Origin of the sequence: Bacillus sp. FSL R5-0576 (genome assembly GCF_038004765.1) — a bacterium.
GTDB lineage: Bacteria > Bacillota > Bacilli > Bacillales > Bacillaceae > Bacillus > Bacillus subtilis.
The window spans coordinates 1,782,136-1,800,294 of the sequence record NZ_JBBORU010000001.1 but is presented as its reverse complement, the minus strand read 5'-3'; the positions used below and the strand labels follow the sequence as shown (position 1 = coordinate 1,800,294).

The following is an 18,159-nucleotide window of genomic DNA, read 5'->3' as shown; positions in this document are numbered from 1 at the left end:
ACTCCAAAACAATAAAAAAAACCATTTTGAAAAGAAATGACTTTAATGTCCCATAACGCGGCTTACAGCTTCCAGCACTTTTGTTTCCTCAAACGGCTTAACAATAAAATCCTTTGCCCCCAGCTCAATTGCTTCCGTTACAATTCTTTGCTGGCGCATGGCGGTGCACATGATGACCTTCGCTTTAGGATCAAAGGTTAAGATATCACGAAGCGCTTTTATGCCGTTTTTCACCGGCATTGTAATATCCATTGTCACAAGGTCCGGTCGCAGTTTTTTATACAGGTCCGCTGCTTGTTCACCGTCCGCCGCTTCGCCTGCGATTATGTAATTTGCATCTTCCAAGATCTCTCTGATTTTCACTCTCATGAACTTGGCGTCGTCTACAACTAAAACTCTTGTCATATTCCCCTCCAACAATCGATTTCCTCAGATAATAGTCTTATTGTACCAAAAACAAAAGGATTAGTAGTAGTACGAAAGTAATTTACCGTCAAAAACCAGTAAAGCCTCCAAAAAGATCTGACAGCAAAATAATGATCAGGCTCATCCAATTAAAGAATAACAGCACACCAATCACAATCATCAAAACGCCGCCAGCTTTCATAATGAAAAGCTGGTTCTTCCTTATCCACTTCAGCTTTGTGATAAAAAAAGACAATAAAAGAAACGGTACCGCAAAACCGAGTACATATAACATCATGTATGGCACCGCTGAACCCGGATTGGTGCCTGCAAGTGTGATAACAGCACCTAATATCGGACCGGTACATGGTGTCCATCCAGCTGCAAATGCCATTCCGATTAAGACCGACCCTAAAAACCCGCTTGGTTTATGCTTAAAATGGATTCTCCGCTCTTTCATCATAGCCTCAGGCCGAAACACACCGAGTGTAATGAAACCGAACAAAATAATAAGCAACGCGCCAATTTGCCGAATCGCATCATGATAATCCCTAAACAGGCTGCCAATAAAAGATGTTCCATAGCCTAAAGCAATAAAAATGACTGAAAAGCCAAGCAAAAAACACAAAGTATGAAACAGGCTTCTTTTCTGCAGCAGCAGCTTTTCTGTTTTTACATCGTCCATGCTGACCCCTGTAATATATGACAAAAAAGCTGGGTAAAGCGGCAGGCAGCAAGGCGAAATAAAGGATAAAAACCCCGCTCCGAATGTCAAAAAATAATTCACGTCTCCCATGTCATCATCCCTTCATGATTTGACATTCCTTCAAGTTATGACAAAATCATTTCATTTTTTTAACACTTTCACTTGAAGGATTTCTATTTTCAGAAAAAACTTATATAATTTAATTTGACATTGAGACATTATACTCCTTCTCATTTGAAAATTAGTATAAATATGGATATAATATAAACATTCACTTTGAAGATCTAATGTATGAAAGGATACATCCCTGTGATTAGAGAGCATCTATTAAAAGAAATTGAAAAAAAAAGAGCAGAGCTGCTGCAAATTGTCATGGCGAACGGAATGACATCTCATATTACGATAGAGCTCAGTCAGGAGCTTGACCATCTTCTCATACAATATCAAAAGCAGCGCCTTCGAGCAGTAGCGGGTGATGAATGATTGCAAAATAAAAAACCCGTATAAGGGTTTTTTATTTTATAACCATGTTTCTCTATATCATAATCTTTACGTATTATTTCGTTTGATTATTCATGGCTTTCATCATTTGATTGATTTTCTTTTGAGAAGGTTTCATTCCCATTTGCATCATCATCATGCGTAACATTTGTTCATTAATAGGCGGATTCTTTTTCAGGTAGCTCATCATATATTTACGAGCAATAAAAAACCCGAGTGCAACACCTATGAGCAATGCAACAACGCCCACTAGGATGCCAACCCATAAAGTCATTTTATTTCCTCCTTCATGTTGTCTAGTTTAAAGTGTACTAAACCAAAAGCTATTATACAACATTTACATCTCTTTTTCTTCGGTTTTAGACAAAATTTCTTTCTTTCACCGGATTTAGCCATCCGTAACGCTTCGAATTGAAATCCATTGCTAAAAAGCAAGGGCTAACTTTTCTTAACACTTCAAAGAATATCGTTTCTGCCTCGTAATCTCCCGAAGCCACAATTTCTATCATGTGCTCCTTCATCATAAACGTCGCGTGGCCTTTTGCTTTCGGCAAAGCTATTCTATAAATATAATCCAGCTGCCTGTAATCCGTCTTGTTTAAATTCATTTTTAACCGCTGATGCATATGTAAAATCGGGATTGGTTGTGTAATATATTGAATCTGTTTCTCTGTCATTTCATACTGCTGCTTTTCAAGGCTTGTCCAATGATAGTCTTGAAACAGCTCAAACATAACCGATTCCCGGCCGAAATAGTGATTGGCAAATTCCTCTTTGATCAGGTACGTATAGTAGTGACGTTCCATCTTTTCATCCCCTTTTCCAGCAGCATTTCATTTGCTCTCTATTATACAAAAGAAGAAAAGAAAGAATTGTCTATTACTGTTAAACCGCCAATACTATTTTTGTCGGATAAACAAGAAAAAGAGGATGATTTGACTCATCCTCTTTCAAAAGCTTACTTATTGATTAATGCCTTAACTCGATTCACTACGTTCGGAACTGAGAAGCCGTATTCGTTAATGATGGTTTCACCTGGAGCAGATGCACCGAATCGGTCTATGCCGAGAACGTCACCTTCAAGCCCCGTGTATTTGCCCCATCCAAATGATGAGCCCATTTCAATTGCAAGACGTTTTTTCACATCTGCAGGAAGGACTTCGTTTTTGTATTCATCAGATTGTTTCTCAAAACGGTCCATTGAAGGCATGCTGACAACAGAAACATCGATATTTTCTTTTGCCAATTCAGCCTGCGCTTCAATTGCAAGACCTACCTCTGATCCGGAAGCGATGAGAAGAGCGTCAGGTGTTTCGTTTTTAGATTTAGAAACGACATATGCACCTTTTTCTACTCCTGCCAATGCTTCTTCAGATGTTTGATCGATGGTAGGAAGGTTTTGACGTGTAAGCACTAGCGCTGTTGGGTGGTCAGTGCTTTGCACTGCAAGCTTCCATGCTGCTGCTGTCTCATTTCCGTCTGCTGGACGGATCAAAGAAAGGTTAGGCATCGCACGGAGTGAAGCAAGCTGTTCAACAGGCTCGTGCGTCGGACCGTCTTCACCTACCGCAATACTGTCATGTGTGAAGACATATGTCACAGGAAGGCCCATTAACGCTGCAAGGCGAATCGCAGGACGCAGGTAATCAGAGAAGACAAAGAAAGTTCCGCCGAATACACGAAGACCGCCATGAAGCGCCATACCGTTTAAGGCTGCACCCATCGCAAATTCACGTACACCAAACCAGAAGTTTTTGCCTGAGTAATCAACCGCTGTAAAATCACCGGCATTTTTAATTGTCGTTTTGTTCGATCCCGCTAGGTCAGCAGAACCTCCGACAAAGAAAGGAACTTTTTTCGCAAGTCCGTTGAGAACTTCACCGGAAGATGCACGGGATGCCAGGCTGCTTCCTTTTTCATACACAGGAACCTCTTGATCCCAGTCCTTCGGAAGCTCTCCTTTGATTGCCAGTTCAAGCTGTTCAGCAAGTTCAGGATAAACTTCTTTATATTTAGCGAATTGAGCATTCCATTCTTGTTCTTTTTTCTCACCTGATTCTTTAACAGCTGCAGCGAAATGCTCATAAACTTCTGACGGAACGTAGAAGTCTTCTTCATACGTCCACGCGTAAGCTTCTTTTGTTAATTTGCTTTCCTCTTTACCAAGCGGTGCACCGTGAACACCGGATGTACCGGCACGGTTAGGTGAACCGAATCCGATTGTCGTTTTCACTTCAATTAATGTAGGTTTCTTTTCATTTTGGCGTGCTTTTTCGATAGCCGCTGTTAATTCTTCAATATTGTTTCCATCCTCAACATAAAGAACTTCCCAATTCATTGCCTCAAAACGCTGTTTCACGTTTTCAGAGAATGAACGGTCGAGGTCTCCATCAAGAGAGATGTCATTAGAATCGTATAGTACGATCAGACGGCCAAGCTGAAGATGGCCTGCGAGTGAAGCGGCTTCAGAAGAAATACCTTCCATTAAATCACCATCACCGCAAATACTGTATGTATAATGATCGACTACGTTAAATGAATCGCGGTTGTATGTTTCCGCTAAATGGCGTTCAGCAATTGCCATACCGACTGCCATGGCAATTCCTTGGCCAAGCGGACCTGTTGTAGCATCAACACCGGCAGTATGTCCGAATTCCGGGTGTCCAGGTGTTTTGCTGCCCCACTGGCGGAATCCCTTAAGATCTTCAATACTAAGATCAAACCCGCTTAAATGAAGCATGCTGTATAATAGTGCTGACCCGTGTCCAGCAGATAAAACAAAACGGTCACGGTTAAACCAGCCAGGGTTTGCCGGACTTACGTTCATAAATTTTGTCCACAGCGTGTATGCCATTGGAGCGGCTCCCATCGGCATCCCTGGGTGACCAGAATTTGCTTTTTCAATAGCGTCTATTGACAGTGTGCGAATGGTAGCAACTGATTTCTTTTCAATTGTATCCATAAAAATCCCCTTCCTTATGTGTTGTACCCTTACATCATAAATGTCTGACGACTTTTTCTCAACTGTTTCAGCTTAAATTTGAGAGAAACTTGTTGAATTTTGTCACATAAGAGTTTTGATTATAGTATATGCAAAAGAGGAATACGATATTGCCGTATTCCTCTTATATTAGTGAAGTTTGCTATTTCTTTTTTCTCTTTTTAGCTTTTCTGGTGTTACATCATTGCCTTCTGGGTCAATGATTTTCACGCTTTTTAACGTGTTCTTCATAGAAGAACGAAAACCTTTCAAGTACTCTTGACGGAGCTTTTGCTGTTCGGCTTTTTCTTCTTCTGTAATAACGCCAGCTTTAGCTTTGGCAGCAAGCTCATTAATTCTGGCAATTTTCGCGTTTGAAATCATGTTAAACTCCTTTATTGCATTTTGTCTATATAGTACTAGATCAAAAAAAGTTTTACAACTGATTCACTCTGCTGTCTCTTCTTTCTCTATGTATTCCTGAAAACGCCGGTGAACGGTTGCTTTAGAGACATCATAGCCAAACCCTCTTAGGGTAGCCGCGATTTCAGCAAACGTTAGTTTATTCGCTCTTAGGCGGACGATCTCAGAGATTGGCACCTCTATTTTTTCTTTTCCACTGTTCTCATGTTGGTTTTTTAAGTTTTTTTGCGGTTTAAAACCGTTTTTTACTGCACGCTTCATTCCCCGTCTGATTTTCATGTTGTGAATCTTTCGCTGATACTCTTCCACAATGCTGACGATTTCCAAGACCATTGAGTCAGCCTCCGATAACTCCAGTTCACCTCTATGAGCCGTTGTATAGACTTTCACACCTTCTCTGTAAATACAATGAAGCAGTGCGATTTTTGCGTTTCCCCGCCCGAGCCTTGTCTCGTCTTGAACCAAAATGACATCAATTCCAGCGATCTTAATCTCATCAAGCAGCTCAAATACACCATCCCGATCCATTTCATATCCGCTGGCTTTTTCTGAAATCACTTTGACGACTTCCATGCCGTTCTCCGCAGCAATGGCCGTAAGCTCCTCTTCCTGCCGCTTTAATGACGTTTCCTGCTGTTCTTTATTTGTGCTTACACGGGCATAAATGAGTGCTTTCATTTTATCTCTCTTTCCTCTCTATCTTACAGTTGCCAATTCATATGCATCCTGATGCTTCTTTTTCAATGGGATCACTAACTCATCACCCGGCTGGATATCAGATGTTTGTAGTTGATTTTTATCAGCTACCCATTCAATAAAATCATTTTTGTTTATCTTTTTTGTATCTGCTACCTGATCAGCAATTGACCAAAGTGTGTCGCCTTGCTGGACTTCTATTTTAACATACTGATTAAGCTCCTGGCCGCTGCTTGTATATGACAGCATAAAGATAACCGCGCTCAAAATCACTGTGAACAGACCGACAAAAATAATAGATTCTTTACTCATGATCATAACCTCCAACAGGAATGTTTGTTCGCATTTTTATAATTTCAGTATATACGAACAAACGTTTCTGTCAATTGTTTTTTCGAACCTATGTTTGTACTGTAAGGAAAATCATGCTATAATCTTCTTAAAATCGACGTTTTGAGGTGCGAAAAATGACGAAGCTATCAAAAAGGCAACTTGATATCCTCCGTTTTATTAAAGCAGAGGTTAAATCAAAAGGATATCCGCCTTCCGTGAGAGAGATCGGAGAGGCTGTCGGGCTTGCGTCCAGTTCTACTGTCCACGGCCATTTGGCCCGCTTGGAAACAAAAGGGCTGATCAGACGAGATCCGACAAAACCAAGAGCAATAGAAATTCTTGATGAAGAAGTAGACATTCCGCAAAGCCAGGTCGTTAATGTACCGGTCATCGGGAAAGTCACGGCGGGATCTCCTATTACAGCAGTAGAAAATATTGAAGAATATTTTCCGCTCCCTGACCGCATGGTTCCTCCAGACGAGCATGTATTTATGCTGGAGATTATGGGAGACAGTATGATAGATGCTGGTATTCTCGATAAGGACTATGTCATCGTTAAACAGCAAAACACAGCGAACAATGGGGAAATTGTAGTTGCGATGACAGAAGATGATGAAGCAACTGTAAAACGATTCTATAAAGAGGATACACACATTCGCTTGCAGCCTGAGAACCCAACGATGGAACCTATCATTTTGCAGAATGTCAGCATTCTAGGGAAAGTGATTGGCGTGTTCAGAACCGTCCATTAATCTATTGATCTATCAGATGCATAAAATAACCCCCTCTTCCTTTACGGAGAGGGGGTTTGTTGTTCAAAAAAAGCAGGCTCGCCCTGACTTTTGGGTGCGAGCCCGAATAGGAGGAAAAAGAACATCATGTTTACACCATAATTATCCACCAAAAGATTGTTGAAGTCAAGAAATTTTCTTTCCTTTAGGAAACTTTTATCAAAATATGAACATTTAGAATATTAGACGCCATCTTCTTAAAAACGTTTCATTTTTTAGGTCGTGGAAGGATACGGTTTCATATTTATTAAGGGGCGAAGCAATTGAAATATACTGAAAATTTAGTACATAGTTTAATTAGTTCAACATTCTGATAAAACAGCTCGCTTTCTTCATATAAAATGTAATGTGTATTTCAATTTCACCTTCACCCAATCACTTGTACAGTTCAAAATATATGGCATCGTTGAACAAGTCGGGTAGAAACCTTCCCCAAACATAAAGTCTCCACCAACACCCTTCTTTAAATTTAACCTTATATGAAATATGGTTGTGCTATCAAAAGGCCGTTTCATCATAAAAGTGCATATGCGTTTTTTCTTGTTTGTAATATCGAAGCCTGTCTTGAAGGGTTCCGGTATGAAATTCAAATTTGTGGCCGTCAGGGTCGGTAAAATAAATTGATTTTCGATCGCGTTCATCTCGTTCTCTGCCAGGCAGAATATTGACATGAAGTCTTTTTAATTTAGCTGACATCTCCTCAAATTCATGATCTTCAATTGTAAAAGCAATATGGGTATAAGAAAGCTTAATGTCATTTCTCGGGATGTCTGGTTCTTCATTAAGAGCTAGCCAGATGCCGTTCATGTCAAAATATGCAGTTGTTCTTCCCTTTACCAAAAGCTTTGCACCAAACACTTTTTGATAAAAATCAATCGATGTATCCAAATGCGAAACTGAAAATAGCAAGTGATTGATTCCTTTTATCTCCACAAATCATTCCCCCCTTGAAAGCTGATCATCCACATATACGACTTTTTCATAAGAAAGTTTCATACAGCTGAAAAAAAATACCAGTGTAAACAAAAACGGACTGTTTAAAATAGTAACATGACCATTATGAATGGTTTTGAATTGCATTATTTATCGTTTGTTTACGCCCAAGAATTTTCTTCAAAAAATAACAATTTAGGTGGTCAAATGAAACATATCATTGCGCTTGCTTCAAAGATTGCTTTCACTCTCGCCCTTTTATATGTGATTTTGGACAGAGTCTATCACGCATCCTTTTTAAGTGTGATGTTTATTGCACTTTTCTTAGGTTTTGTTTCCTATCTTTCTGGTGACATGCTCGTCTTACCCAGAACAAACAATATTACAGCTTCATTAGCTGACTTTGGCCTTTCATTCGTTATTCTTTGGGTATTTGTTTTAACCCAAACAAGAAACGATTTCTCACCATTTGGAGCAGCTCTCCTTTCCGCTGCCTGTCTTACTGTTTTTGAATACTTTTTTCATCGGTATTTACTGAAAAATGTGCTTGATGAAAATTTCCGAAATGAACTGTCAGCGAGAGATAACACGTTGCAGTATCAAACGGAAGCCGCGGACGAGCTGTTTCCCGAAACGAAAGAGAAGCATAAGGAATAGGAGGCTGTCTTATCGCCTCCTATTTTTCAGTAGCTATTTTTGAGAAAACGGAACATCACTTCTGTAAACTCATAAAACCTCTCATTTTGAGTAACAGCTCTGCTTTTTAAAGAAAAGATGCCGAACAAAGACTTTCGAAACCCTGTGCTCATTTCTATCTGAATACTTAAACCTGTTTTTGATTTATTTGCAATGTTATTCGGACTAACGCCCGCATGCGGATGGTCCATATTGAGCAATACAGCAGGAAAACCGGCATGTTGCAATTTCTCAACTAAATCTGCCGCTCTTACGCGATCTGTACCGCCGACTTCGATCTGCTGATCTTCTTCTGCGTACCCGTGTAATGAAATGACATATTCATGATTTCCCGTCATTTTAAGGGCCCGAGGTTCATCAAAGTGTGTGCTCGTAATGTGCAGGACTGAGTTTCCTGTCGATTTTAAGCCTTCAAATAAATACATCGAGTACTCTTTGCTGAGCTCTCTCGCTACTTCACTTGTCCCGCCTTCAATACCTCCTCCGTGAATAGCTAAAACAAGAACAGAGCTTCCGGTTTCTTTCGTAACAACGCCGTAATCAGAAGGATCTTCATTGTTTTTTAATTCCTCAAAATTCTGATATACATCTTCAGCATAAATTGAAGAAATCGGAGTAAACACCATAAAAATCAACAATAATTTTACAATTTTAATAGTTGATGGAAAACGTTTGGCTATGTTACAATCAACATGCTTCAAGGAATGGAGCAAACGGCGGAGCAGGGATACTTTGGCCGGTTTCATCTACTCCGCCTCTAAGTCCAAATCAACAGAATGTAGGTCTCTTTGAGGCTTTAGCACGAATTCTCTCGTCCTCCTTGTTAAATTTTTGTTAAATTCACAATATTATATACCATTAGCCCGGGCGCTGTTCTTCTCATTTTTGAATTTATGAAAAGTAAGCTGGCACCACCTCCCCCATTTTCCATACAAAACAAAAATGCACCTGCCCTTTGGCCTGTGCACTTTTTATTTTTTCTTCATTCTTCGTTTTTTTGCTTGATTTAATTTCATGATGTTTTTTTCAATTTTTCTTATGTTTCGCCTTTGCGGGATTGTTTTCATTTCATAATAAACAGAAATAAACCCGCTTACTGTCACTGCTGCAATATAAAGGACGCGCTGTTTGATCATCCGGTCAGCATGTCCATGATCATTCGCTTCTTTTTCCAGTCTTTCGATCACAGCTTTATCAAACAGCTGATCGACATACACTTGTTTCATTCCCACTGCAAACCCAGCAGCCAGCCAAAGAATCAGAAATAAACTGATATAAAACACCATAAACCCTTCCTTTCCTGTCTTTATGCGGTGCAGAATTTTAAAACAGTTCATCTCATTACAACTGGCAGACGAAGCTTCTTCTTTGTGTTAGGTTCTTTCAATAGGCTGGTTAATATGTGTAATGCTGTAATGAACAGTTAGAAATTTTATTCCAAACAGCCACATATGATGAACAGCGGTTAATTTGTTGTCATGTACAGCTTCTATCAGAAAGGTTTCAGATAAAGGAAGCGGACAAGTTCCCGCTCTTGTTTGCAGATAAATCCCCTCATCCCCCGCTCTGCTTTTTCTCCGCCTGCTTGTTAAAACCAGCTTCTCCTGATGATGATATGGTTTTAAAATACCTGTCATGCTGCTGAATGGAAGCGGTAAAGAAATATTCATATACCCTTCTCCATTTGAACGATACACTGAATAAAGAGCGGTAAAAATGGTTTCGTTTTTTTCATTTGTTCTAATCCAGGCACGTACTCTTTCCCTTCCGTCTTTTTTAGAATGAACACCTTTTATCTTGCTGTACATCCTGTACCAGTCAGGGTACGTCGAAAGATGTATTTGGCCGATTCTTCTGCTGAACCATTCGTAAATAATTGCAAGCGGCCGAAACCACGTGCTCCATGTTACTTTTGCTTTAATATTATATTCGATGGTTTGTTCATAAAACGAAAGAATGAGCGGCGCCAGTTTTTCTGGTGAAAAATCTTTTGAACGCAGGCTGCCCATATCATCCACAAGTCCGCTGTACCGAGCGTTATTTTCAGCTTGAATGTTAGCTAAAAATTCTTCTCCCATCTTTCTTTTTCCGTAGATACGGCTGAATGTCTTTACACTGTCTGCATCAAAAGGCTTCGGATCCTCTATTCTCCACCCTATGAGAGCGGGCAAGATAACACCAAACGCGTTGACAAAACCGTGAATCCAAATCATCTGATTGATGGTCAATGTAACTTCTTGCCGAAATACACCAAATGAATAAATCATCGAGAAAGCAATCGTTATCATTAAAACAGCGGAAGAAAGCCGAATAAGAAATGTCCCCGTCTTGGTGCGAAAAGCTGCCGTGAACACCAAAAATGCATGAAGATAAATCGCCGCCATATAAATGCTAACCGCAATGACATCAAGTGTTTTTGAATATGTGATGCCCAGTGCGATAAGAAGGGGCGAAAGCAAAATCACCCATGTTATCCAACTATACAACATCCGATGTTTTCTAATGGTTCTGCCGAGTAAGCCGTTGAAGATCGGGATCAGAAAAGCAGAATAGTGAAAGTGGACAGCAGTCAGCAAAATGATGAGAGGGCCAAATTGCATGATCTGCAAATGGGCAGCATAAGCAAAAAACCAAAATCCTCCTCCCGCCAAATAAATAAGACCGAACAAAACTGATGTCTCTTCGATTCTATGTATCTTTGTTTCCCAAAGGCGGAAGATCGCATACAATGCAATAAAAACTGTGTACATCCACCAGATAAGTGCGAAACCCCCAACCTCCGTCACAAGAGCCAACACTGCAAAGAATGCGGCTACAGGGTAGCACTGGATTAGCCCATATTCCATAAACTGAGCAGCACGAACCGGAGATTGACGAAAAACAAAAGGAAAAATTCCCGGCACGAAAAATAGAATGGATAACAAAACGAGTGCCTCTGCCACTGAAATATCCGGTGCTTCCGCTGCAAGAAATCCTATAAAACAAAGCGCACTGACTATGCCATTTCGTTTCATGATTCTCTCTCTTTCTCCTGAAACGTTCCTTTATAAAAGAAAAGAGTGCCAAGAATTGTATTTTGCACATGCACTTCAATGGTGAAACAATTCTTTTTTTCATCAAACGTTTCGCAAACTTCGGATGTACCGGTCAGCCATTTCGGCAGCGGGATTCTTTTTCCGCATATCAATAGCCATTGCTTTCCCGATGTGATCGTAAGAGAGCCGTCATGAGATGCCTCGAACGTCAAAACAGACAGCAGCAGATGAGGTTTGCCGAAGAAATCAAGTATTCTATTTTCTTTCTCGTCATATATCATTATCGCGTCAAAGAAACGTTTTTTGCCTTTAAAGAAAAATGTACGATTCCATTCTATTCCTGTATGTTGCGATTTCAAAAGACAAGTTCTATTTTGTATTGTAAATGGAATGTCTTTGCCTCTTTCTGAAAAGAAGCATCTGAAAAAAACACCCAGCTTTAACAGCATTCTAACCAGAAAAGAGCCTCCGCTTATTTCTGACATCGTTCCCGTCCCGCTGAATGTTTGAGACCCGTCTAATTGGTACCGTTTCCGCAGCTTGGGATGCAGCAAATGATAGTTAATAATTGATTTTTCATAAATCGAACTCACAATGTCACTTCTTTCTCTTTCGTTTTGTGCGCCTGGCACTGGGGAGCTGCAGGCTAAGAGCGCCGCTTGCTGCGGAAAACACACTCAACAGAACCCACATGAATATTTCGGAACCTAGACAAGCAAACCCCGCAAAGATACAAGCCTGGACACCATGAATGATCCATTTTCTTTTTAAAGGAATCAGCCACAAAATAGCTAAGCCTATCTCCGCTGTTCCTGCCAATATGCTTGTCTCAACACTTGCAAAGCCTTGATAGAACCAAAACAGGCTGAAAAACAGACACATGAACACATAGATGATAGCAGATCGAATGAAGCGCTTCGGATGTTTATTTTGCTCAACCCAAAGCCTTAATGCATCAAAGCTCCAGGCAGTCGCCCAGCCAAGCAGCGGCCGAAATAATAAACGATCGATCCATCTTCCCGGCAGTCCGTAGGCTGTTTTGTATTGATACTGTGTTAAAAACGTCATTTTCCCATTTTCTCTCTGTATATACTTCCAGTAGCCGCTTCCATGCCGAATCAGAGATAACGGATGATTAGAGCCAAAAGCCAGTGAAGAAGACCTTTCAGATGAACATTTGTTGAAAACACCGACGGTTTCTCCTGTACCTGACACCTTTAATCCAAAGCCTACCCTTGTTTCGTAAAGAAACTTCTGTTTTTCGCATGGCTGACTATTCAAATACGTAATATTTGAAAACCGGAGATCCCATTCCTTATGCAGTGATGGGTTTTGTGTATATTCCCAGAGTGTATCCAGATCAGATTTCATTTCGATTTCTACATAAATCGGTTTCTGCCTCACAGCCCCTTCTCCCTTCTATTTCAAGCAATTCCTATATTAGCATATTGGTCGATTTGAAAAGTGTATATCTCTCCAAAAAATGTATCTTTATCCTAAAAAATGCATAAAAAAGAGAAGAGAGGTTTCCTTCTCTTCCTTGGGATTCATTACTGAGTTTTAACCGTGCCGAAATGAGTAATTGTGACGTTCACACTGTATGTGATGTCGGCTTTACTGAAGGTGTCATCCCAGTTATTTTTCACCCTTTTCCATAAGTGAGGATATGTAAGTCTAAAAGATTCATCAAAACCCGCAACATCTGCTTTATAATCATGCTGAATTTTTTTTAATACCTGACCAACTATTATCTTTACCTCGTTTTCAATAGTCGTTTCGAGACGATCTATAAACTGGGTGTCCAACGCCTCTTTTGTGTTCCAGTTTTCAACCAAATCGCCTTCTGATTCAATATCGACATGGAATGAAATATCCGTCCCTTTTACGATTGGCTGAATTTTGCTTTTGATTTTATTGATATCGTACGCTAACGTCTGTTGGCTCTTTTTATCATGACTTTTGACAACTCCGCCTTTCCCTTCTCCTCTAATCCATGTAATCCCCTCAGTTTCATATTCATTTAAAGTGCCTATCATTTTTTTCGATTTTCCGTTGATTACAGCTGCTCCGGAATACTTGACCGCTCCATTCGCCGCAACCACATTTTGCAGTAAAAAGCTGCTGCCAGAATGCAGTTTTCCAATTAGTTTCGCGAGTGTCACAGGGGGAAGAATTTTGGAAACCTTATGTTCATTTTCACCTAATCCAATCAGTCGAAAAGCCGGAATTTCTCCGTTCTCTTTCAGCTGGAGAGCTTCTTTTGCTTCCCCTTTAGCAGATAAAACAAGACAGCTTAGCCTGATTTCATTATCACGAAAAAATTGATCCAGCATTTCGTCGATAGGAAATGTGTGCAGCACATCTTCACTCATGACAACAACTTTTAAATGCGGGCTAAACACTTCTCGGTCCCGTCTTAGTGCAACCTCACTTCCGATCTGCTGTAATGAATCCCCTGTTTCACTTATATTAATATACGCTTTTTGCACTCCTTGTCCGCTACCGCCTCCCCCGCCAGTGCCCGCGCCTGCCGCTTTTTCATTAACAAATTGATAGGTCAGCGTAATGTTGTCTTTTTTCGGATAGCTCCCGCCCTCTTCTTTTAACTCTTTTTCAGTGTTCGTTTCTTTTCCTTTATCAATTGCGATAGCGAATGTGAGACCCAGATCTTCTATTTCCCGGCTGCTCCAGCATCCTGTTACGCAAACCATCACCAGACATACTATGACCATAGCAGGCACTTGACGTTTTAGTTTACTTTTCACCTCTTTTCCTCCATTTCGAAATGACTAACAGCAAAATCGGCAAAGCGCCAAATATATACAAAGCGATATGACTGACCGTATCGCCCAATATAAAGACGTCATTTTCATTTTTCGGCATGCAAGAGAGGATATAAATAACAGGAAGCAGCCCAAACATACATGAAAGGGGTTTCTTTTTAAAAACCTGTGAGACTCCCAGGGAAGCTGCATAAAAAGTGATAATAAACGTGGCAAAAAGCTGCATAATCCAAATCACAAGCAGAAATGATTCAAACCGTTCAAATATTAAACCAGGTATTTCAAAACTTCTCATCAGATCAAGCCCCGGCCATGTTCTCGTCACAACTCCCTCAACTGATAGTGCACCGATGACCATAATCAGCGTAATCATATAAAAACTGGTCACAACGCCTGTCCCAATCACAACCGCTTTCAGAGCATTTTTCGGCTTTTTCATAAATGCTACTAAAATGAGCATAATTTCTGAACATGTAAATGAAAGGTTCGTTGTCTTTACTCCTCTGAGAACCGGCATGATTCCATCTCCTAATACAGGGCGCAAATTGTTGATTTCAAATATGCCTAAACTCATGAGGGCTATCGTTAAAAAGATGATGACCGTAATCGGAAAAATCATTTCAAAAAGCCGTGCAATCGGATCTAGGCCTTGTGTAATTGAATAAAGCCCAATCCAAAGAACTGTCATAATGATGGCCCAAGACGGTGTCCCTTCGAGGAGAAAAAAATCCACGATTTCGGACATGACTCTGACTTCAAATGCACCGAGTGCCAGAAAATAAGCAATAAAAACAATACTGATCAGATGCCCGAGCCATTTTCCTACAATATGTCGGGAGTATTCATAAAAGGTCTCCTTAGGATACTGCTGGCTTAATTTAACTATAATCATCCCGGCTATTACCGCTAGGACCCCGCCTAATAAAATTGAAATCCATCCATCAGGAGATTGTGTTTGTTCTGTTACTGTCCGAGGGAGCGTAAGAACTCCGGCAGCAAGCATATAATTAATGATGATAATCGTTGCCTGAGCGGTTGTGATTTTACTGGTTGGGCTGAACATGAGACTTTATCACCATCCTGTCGAGTTCATCACTTCACCCGTTTTGTATTATCTGTATTCATCATTTTAGGCCGGCGCTTCATGACTAAAAGAGGCATTCTGATAACAAAGTCTTTCCAATCTTTTAAGTGATAGGGCACTGCCGGACTTGCGTATGGCACACCAAAGCTCTTTAGCTTTACGACATGGCTGCTTAGCAGCAGATAATACATAATGACTCCAAACAATCCAAACACCGCCGCACAAAACATCGCGCCAAACCGAAGCATCCGAAGTGCTATACCTGTGCTATAATGCGGGATGGCAAATGAAGAAATTGCTGTGAGCGCAACAACAATGACCATGATTGGACTGACAATCCCCGCCTGCACAGCTGCTTCCCCGATGATTAATCCGCCAACTATGCCAATTGCGGGTCCAATCGGTTTTGGCAGACGAAGCCCCGCTTCTCTTAAAATTTCGATCGCGACTTCCATAAATAAGGCTTCAATGAGGGATGGGAACGGAACACCCTGGCGCGTCCCGGAAATTGAAATCGCCAGCTTGGTCGGAATTAACCCCGGATGAAAAGAAATAAATGATATATATAAAGCGGGTGCGAATAACGTTATCATTGCTGCGATGAACCTCAGCAATCTGATGAGCGAGCTCGGGAACCACCGTTCATAATAATCTTCAGGCGATTGAAGCATCATGCTGAAAGTGACTGGAACAATCAAAGCAAACGGAGTGCCGTCAAGCAGAATGGCTACTCTTCCTTCCATTAATCCGCTTATGACGCGATCAGGACGTTCTGTACTCTGTACTTGCGGGAACGGGCTCAAATAATTATCCTCAATTAACTGTTCAACGTAGCCTGACTCCGGCAAATGATCGATCTCAATCCCTCTCACTCTTTTTCTTACTTCCTCGACTACTTTTGGATCTGCAATGTCATTCATATAAGCGATAATTAAATCCTTTTTTAATCGTGTTCCTACTTCAAATCTCTGCAATGTTAATTGATCATTTTTTCCTTGCTGTCTCAAAAGAGCTGTATTCGTACTCAACTCTTCTGTAAAGCCTGTGCGCGGCCCTCTGACAAGCGCTTCTGAAAGCGGCTCCTCGATACTTCGATTTTGTTTTTTTACAGTTCCCAGAAGAAAGGCCTGCGGTATTCCATCGATGAGAAGCGCTGTCGAACCCATGAAAACATTCAACACGATATCACTGATTTTCTCTGATTCTATGACATCACCGATTGATATGATTTGATTTTTTATCTGTTTCGAAGTTAAAATACCTTTGCCGGATTGAGAAATTTCATCGCTTACCTGATTAGGTTGATTCATGAATAACACTGATAATCCTTTATTAATCAAATCCTGATCAGACAGTCCTTCAACAAAGATCAATGCCGCTTTCACATGTAAATGAGTGATTTCAAGCTCACGGAAGTGAACGTCCCCGTTATGTCCTATTTTTCTTTTTACATGTTCTAAATCGTATCCGATGTTACCGGTTAACACATCCTGATCCTTTTCAGCTGTTGAATGATCTGATTTATGCTGCTTCTGTGTTTTGTACTGATTGCTCCGCCACCTCATCATTGCACCTTCTTATACATGAATCCAAGTAAACACTTTATAGATTGCATATGGAACGAGAAATACTACTAACGCTTGAAACCACACATTCCAGTCAGTAAGTGTTGATATCATGTTATCCATCTGTCAGTTCCCCTCTCTCTAATAGGATTATTTTTCCCGTATACCTATTTTTTATGTTCGTCTTTTTTCTCAATAAAAAAAGCATGATGAACATTTCATCATGCTTTTAAAGAAATCAACCTGACCATTTTGCATTATTAAACACAAAATGAGCCTTTTAGCAGTCTGGGATAAACTAAAATTCCAGCTTGAAGCTTTCTGCCTGATCTGAAACTTCCACAGGAATCCCCATTATCGTTTTCGGTTTGGATACGTAAACAAAGCGCATTTCTTCCTCTAATTGCTGAAACACTTTTTCACTAACTATAATTCTGGCCGGCTTCCCTGGACTGTTATCAATGGCTGCTTTGATTTTTCCAAGCATAAAAAACCTCCTGTTTTAGAAAATGGCACATTTACTATTAAAACAAAAATCGCAAAATAAATTGCCTGAACAGGAATTCCGGTTCAAACATAGCAGTTGCGGCGAGCAAACAAGAATGAACGAAATGACAACATACACCTCTCTCTTTTTCGCGCATGCAGAATTCTCCCATTCACAGATCAGACTGGCGACTGACACGCTGTTCAACAGCAGCTCTAGCATAAATAATGCACGCTATGGACATGATCTTATTAGTTATTATATGATTGAATTGAAAAAAACATCATATGTCAAGAGGTAAACGAAATGGCTCAAAACAACGAAAATGCATTACCGGATATTACAAAAAGCATTACCCTGGAGGCTCCCATTCAGAAAGTCTGGGAGACAGTCTCTACTTCGGAAGGCATTGCCAAGTGGTTTATGCCCAATGACTTTCAGCTCAAAGAAGGACAAGAATTTCACTTACAATCACCGTTTGGGCCGTCCCCTTGTAAAGTTTTGGCTGTTCAAGCTCCAACTGAACTTTCTTTTGAATGGGATACAGAAGGATGGGTCGTTACCTTTCAATTAGAAGACTTGGGGGAAAAGACAGGGTTTACCCTTATTCACAGCGGCTGGAAAGAGCCGAATGAAGTGATCGGCAAAGCAAACGAGAAAAGCTCCGTCGTTCGCGGCAAGATGGATGGCGGCTGGACTGGCATTGTAAATGAAAGGCTTCGTAAGGCTGTCGAAGCATAA

22 protein-coding genes and 1 pseudogene are annotated in these 18,159 nt (G+C 40.6%); 4 read left to right on the top strand and 19 right to left on the bottom strand.

Annotated features, from left to right (window positions below):
* Positions 1-42: 42 nt before the first annotated feature.
* Both NX903_RS09040 and ccdA read right to left on the bottom strand, forming a co-directional pair.
* Complete coding sequence (locus NX903_RS09040) at positions 43-405, bottom strand: response regulator (RefSeq protein WP_014476939.1); 363 nt, start codon at positions 403-405, stop codon at positions 43-45.
* Between the two features lie 88 nt (positions 406-493).
* Positions 494-1,201: a cytochrome c-type biogenesis protein CcdA gene (gene ccdA, locus NX903_RS09035; protein WP_015383767.1), complete on the bottom strand. Its 708-nt coding sequence runs from the start codon at positions 1,199-1,201 to the stop codon at positions 494-496.
* 219 nt (positions 1,202-1,420) lie between these two features.
* On the opposite strand from ccdA, the gene ynzD reads away from it, so the two are divergent.
* A complete protein-coding gene (gene ynzD / locus NX903_RS09030) occupies positions 1,421-1,594 on the top strand; it encodes an aspartyl-phosphate phosphatase YnzD (protein WP_010886518.1) in 174 nt (57 codons plus the stop codon).
* 73 nt (positions 1,595-1,667) lie between these two features.
* Here the strand turns inward: ynzD and NX903_RS09025 are convergent, their stop codons facing one another.
* From NX903_RS09025 to yneA, 6 genes are all read right to left on the bottom strand, one after another.
* Positions 1,668-1,886 (bottom strand): YneF family protein, encoded by a 219-nt coding sequence (locus tag NX903_RS09025; RefSeq protein ID WP_003221221.1) that lies wholly within the window; start codon positions 1,884-1,886, stop codon positions 1,668-1,670.
* 85 nt (positions 1,887-1,971) lie between these two features.
* The gene (gene sirA / locus NX903_RS09020; RefSeq protein ID WP_003231591.1) at positions 1,972-2,418 is read right to left on the bottom strand and encodes a sporulation inhibitor of replication protein SirA; all 447 of its coding nucleotides are present in this window, start codon (positions 2,416-2,418) and stop codon (positions 1,972-1,974) included.
* Between the two features lie 152 nt (positions 2,419-2,570).
* Positions 2,571-4,574 carry a transketolase gene (gene tkt / locus NX903_RS09015; protein WP_086343886.1) on the bottom strand — a complete coding sequence of 668 codons (2,004 nt, stop codon included), beginning with the start codon at positions 4,572-4,574 and terminating at the stop codon, positions 2,571-2,573.
* Between the two features lie 168 nt (positions 4,575-4,742).
* Positions 4,743-4,976 (bottom strand): DUF896 domain-containing protein, encoded by a 234-nt coding sequence (locus tag NX903_RS09010; RefSeq protein ID WP_086343885.1) that lies wholly within the window; start codon positions 4,974-4,976, stop codon positions 4,743-4,745.
* Positions 4,977-5,039: 63 nt separating this feature from the next.
* The gene (locus NX903_RS09005) at positions 5,040-5,693 is read right to left on the bottom strand and encodes a YneB family resolvase-like protein (protein ID WP_086343884.1); all 654 of its coding nucleotides are present in this window, start codon (positions 5,691-5,693) and stop codon (positions 5,040-5,042) included.
* Positions 5,694-5,711: 18 nt separating this feature from the next.
* Positions 5,712-6,029 (bottom strand): cell division suppressor protein YneA, encoded by a 318-nt coding sequence (yneA, locus tag NX903_RS09000; RefSeq protein WP_080332241.1) that lies wholly within the window; start codon positions 6,027-6,029, stop codon positions 5,712-5,714.
* A gap of 149 nt (positions 6,030-6,178) precedes the next feature.
* Between yneA and lexA the strand changes: the two genes are divergently transcribed.
* Entirely contained in the window at positions 6,179-6,796 is a 618-nt protein-coding gene (gene lexA, locus NX903_RS08995; protein ID WP_003238209.1) for a transcriptional repressor LexA, read from the top strand.
* 286 nt (positions 6,797-7,082) lie between these two features.
* On the opposite strand, the pseudogene NX903_RS08990 reads toward lexA, so the two are convergent.
* Positions 7,083-7,425, bottom strand: a pseudogene (locus tag NX903_RS08990) (hypothetical protein).
* Positions 7,334-7,768: a FosM family fosfomycin resistance protein gene (gene fosM, locus NX903_RS08985; RefSeq protein ID WP_003231604.1), complete on the bottom strand. Its 435-nt coding sequence runs from the start codon at positions 7,766-7,768 to the stop codon at positions 7,334-7,336. Before fosM ends, NX903_RS08990 begins: the two are co-directional and overlap by 92 nt.
* Before the next feature lie 207 nt (positions 7,769-7,975).
* Here fosM and NX903_RS08980 point away from each other — a divergent pair, with 207 nt between their 5' ends.
* Entirely contained in the window at positions 7,976-8,425 is a 450-nt protein-coding gene (locus tag NX903_RS08980) for a YndM family protein (protein ID WP_003245454.1), read from the top strand.
* A 26-nt stretch (positions 8,426-8,451) separates the two neighbouring features.
* Here NX903_RS08980 and pghL read toward each other — a convergent pair whose 3' ends face one another.
* From pghL to NX903_RS08935, 9 genes are all read right to left on the bottom strand, one after another.
* Positions 8,452-9,210, bottom strand: coding sequence for a gamma-polyglutamate hydrolase PghL (gene pghL / locus NX903_RS08975; protein WP_086343883.1), 759 nt, complete (start codon positions 9,208-9,210; stop codon positions 8,452-8,454).
* 225 nt (positions 9,211-9,435) lie between these two features.
* Positions 9,436-9,750, bottom strand: a complete 315-nt coding sequence (locus tag NX903_RS08970) for a hypothetical protein (RefSeq protein WP_170948349.1) — start codon at positions 9,748-9,750, stop codon at positions 9,436-9,438.
* 87 nt (positions 9,751-9,837) lie between these two features.
* Positions 9,838-11,478 carry a YndJ family protein gene (locus NX903_RS08965; RefSeq protein ID WP_086343882.1) on the bottom strand — a complete coding sequence of 547 codons (1,641 nt, stop codon included), beginning with the start codon at positions 11,476-11,478 and terminating at the stop codon, positions 9,838-9,840.
* Complete coding sequence (locus NX903_RS08960) at positions 11,475-12,092, bottom strand: DUF4166 domain-containing protein (protein WP_024573200.1); 618 nt, start codon at positions 12,090-12,092, stop codon at positions 11,475-11,477. The genes NX903_RS08965 and NX903_RS08960 overlap by 4 nt, the downstream gene beginning before the upstream one ends.
* A 4-nt stretch (positions 12,093-12,096) precedes the next feature.
* Positions 12,097-12,903, bottom strand: a complete 807-nt coding sequence (locus NX903_RS08955) for a hypothetical protein (RefSeq protein WP_086343881.1) — start codon at positions 12,901-12,903, stop codon at positions 12,097-12,099.
* A gap of 146 nt (positions 12,904-13,049) precedes the next feature.
* Positions 13,050-14,264, bottom strand: a complete 1,215-nt coding sequence (locus NX903_RS08950; RefSeq protein ID WP_086343880.1) for a Ger(x)C family spore germination protein — start codon at positions 14,262-14,264, stop codon at positions 13,050-13,052.
* A complete protein-coding gene (locus NX903_RS08945) occupies positions 14,254-15,345 on the bottom strand; it encodes a spore germination protein (RefSeq protein ID WP_024573203.1) in 1,092 nt (363 codons plus the stop codon). Before NX903_RS08945 ends, NX903_RS08950 begins: the two co-directional genes overlap by 11 nt.
* A 29-nt stretch (positions 15,346-15,374) precedes the next feature.
* Positions 15,375-16,934 (bottom strand): spore germination protein, encoded by a 1,560-nt coding sequence (locus NX903_RS08940; protein ID WP_086343879.1) that lies wholly within the window; start codon positions 16,932-16,934, stop codon positions 15,375-15,377.
* Between the two features lie 295 nt (positions 16,935-17,229).
* The gene (locus NX903_RS08935) at positions 17,230-17,418 is read right to left on the bottom strand and encodes a hypothetical protein (RefSeq protein WP_014476925.1); all 189 of its coding nucleotides are present in this window, start codon (positions 17,416-17,418) and stop codon (positions 17,230-17,232) included.
* A gap of 306 nt (positions 17,419-17,724) precedes the next feature.
* On the opposite strand from NX903_RS08935, the gene NX903_RS08930 reads away from it, so the two are divergent.
* Positions 17,725-18,159 carry an SRPBCC family protein gene (locus NX903_RS08930; RefSeq protein WP_086343878.1) on the top strand — a complete coding sequence of 145 codons (435 nt, stop codon included), beginning with the start codon at positions 17,725-17,727 and terminating at the stop codon, positions 18,157-18,159.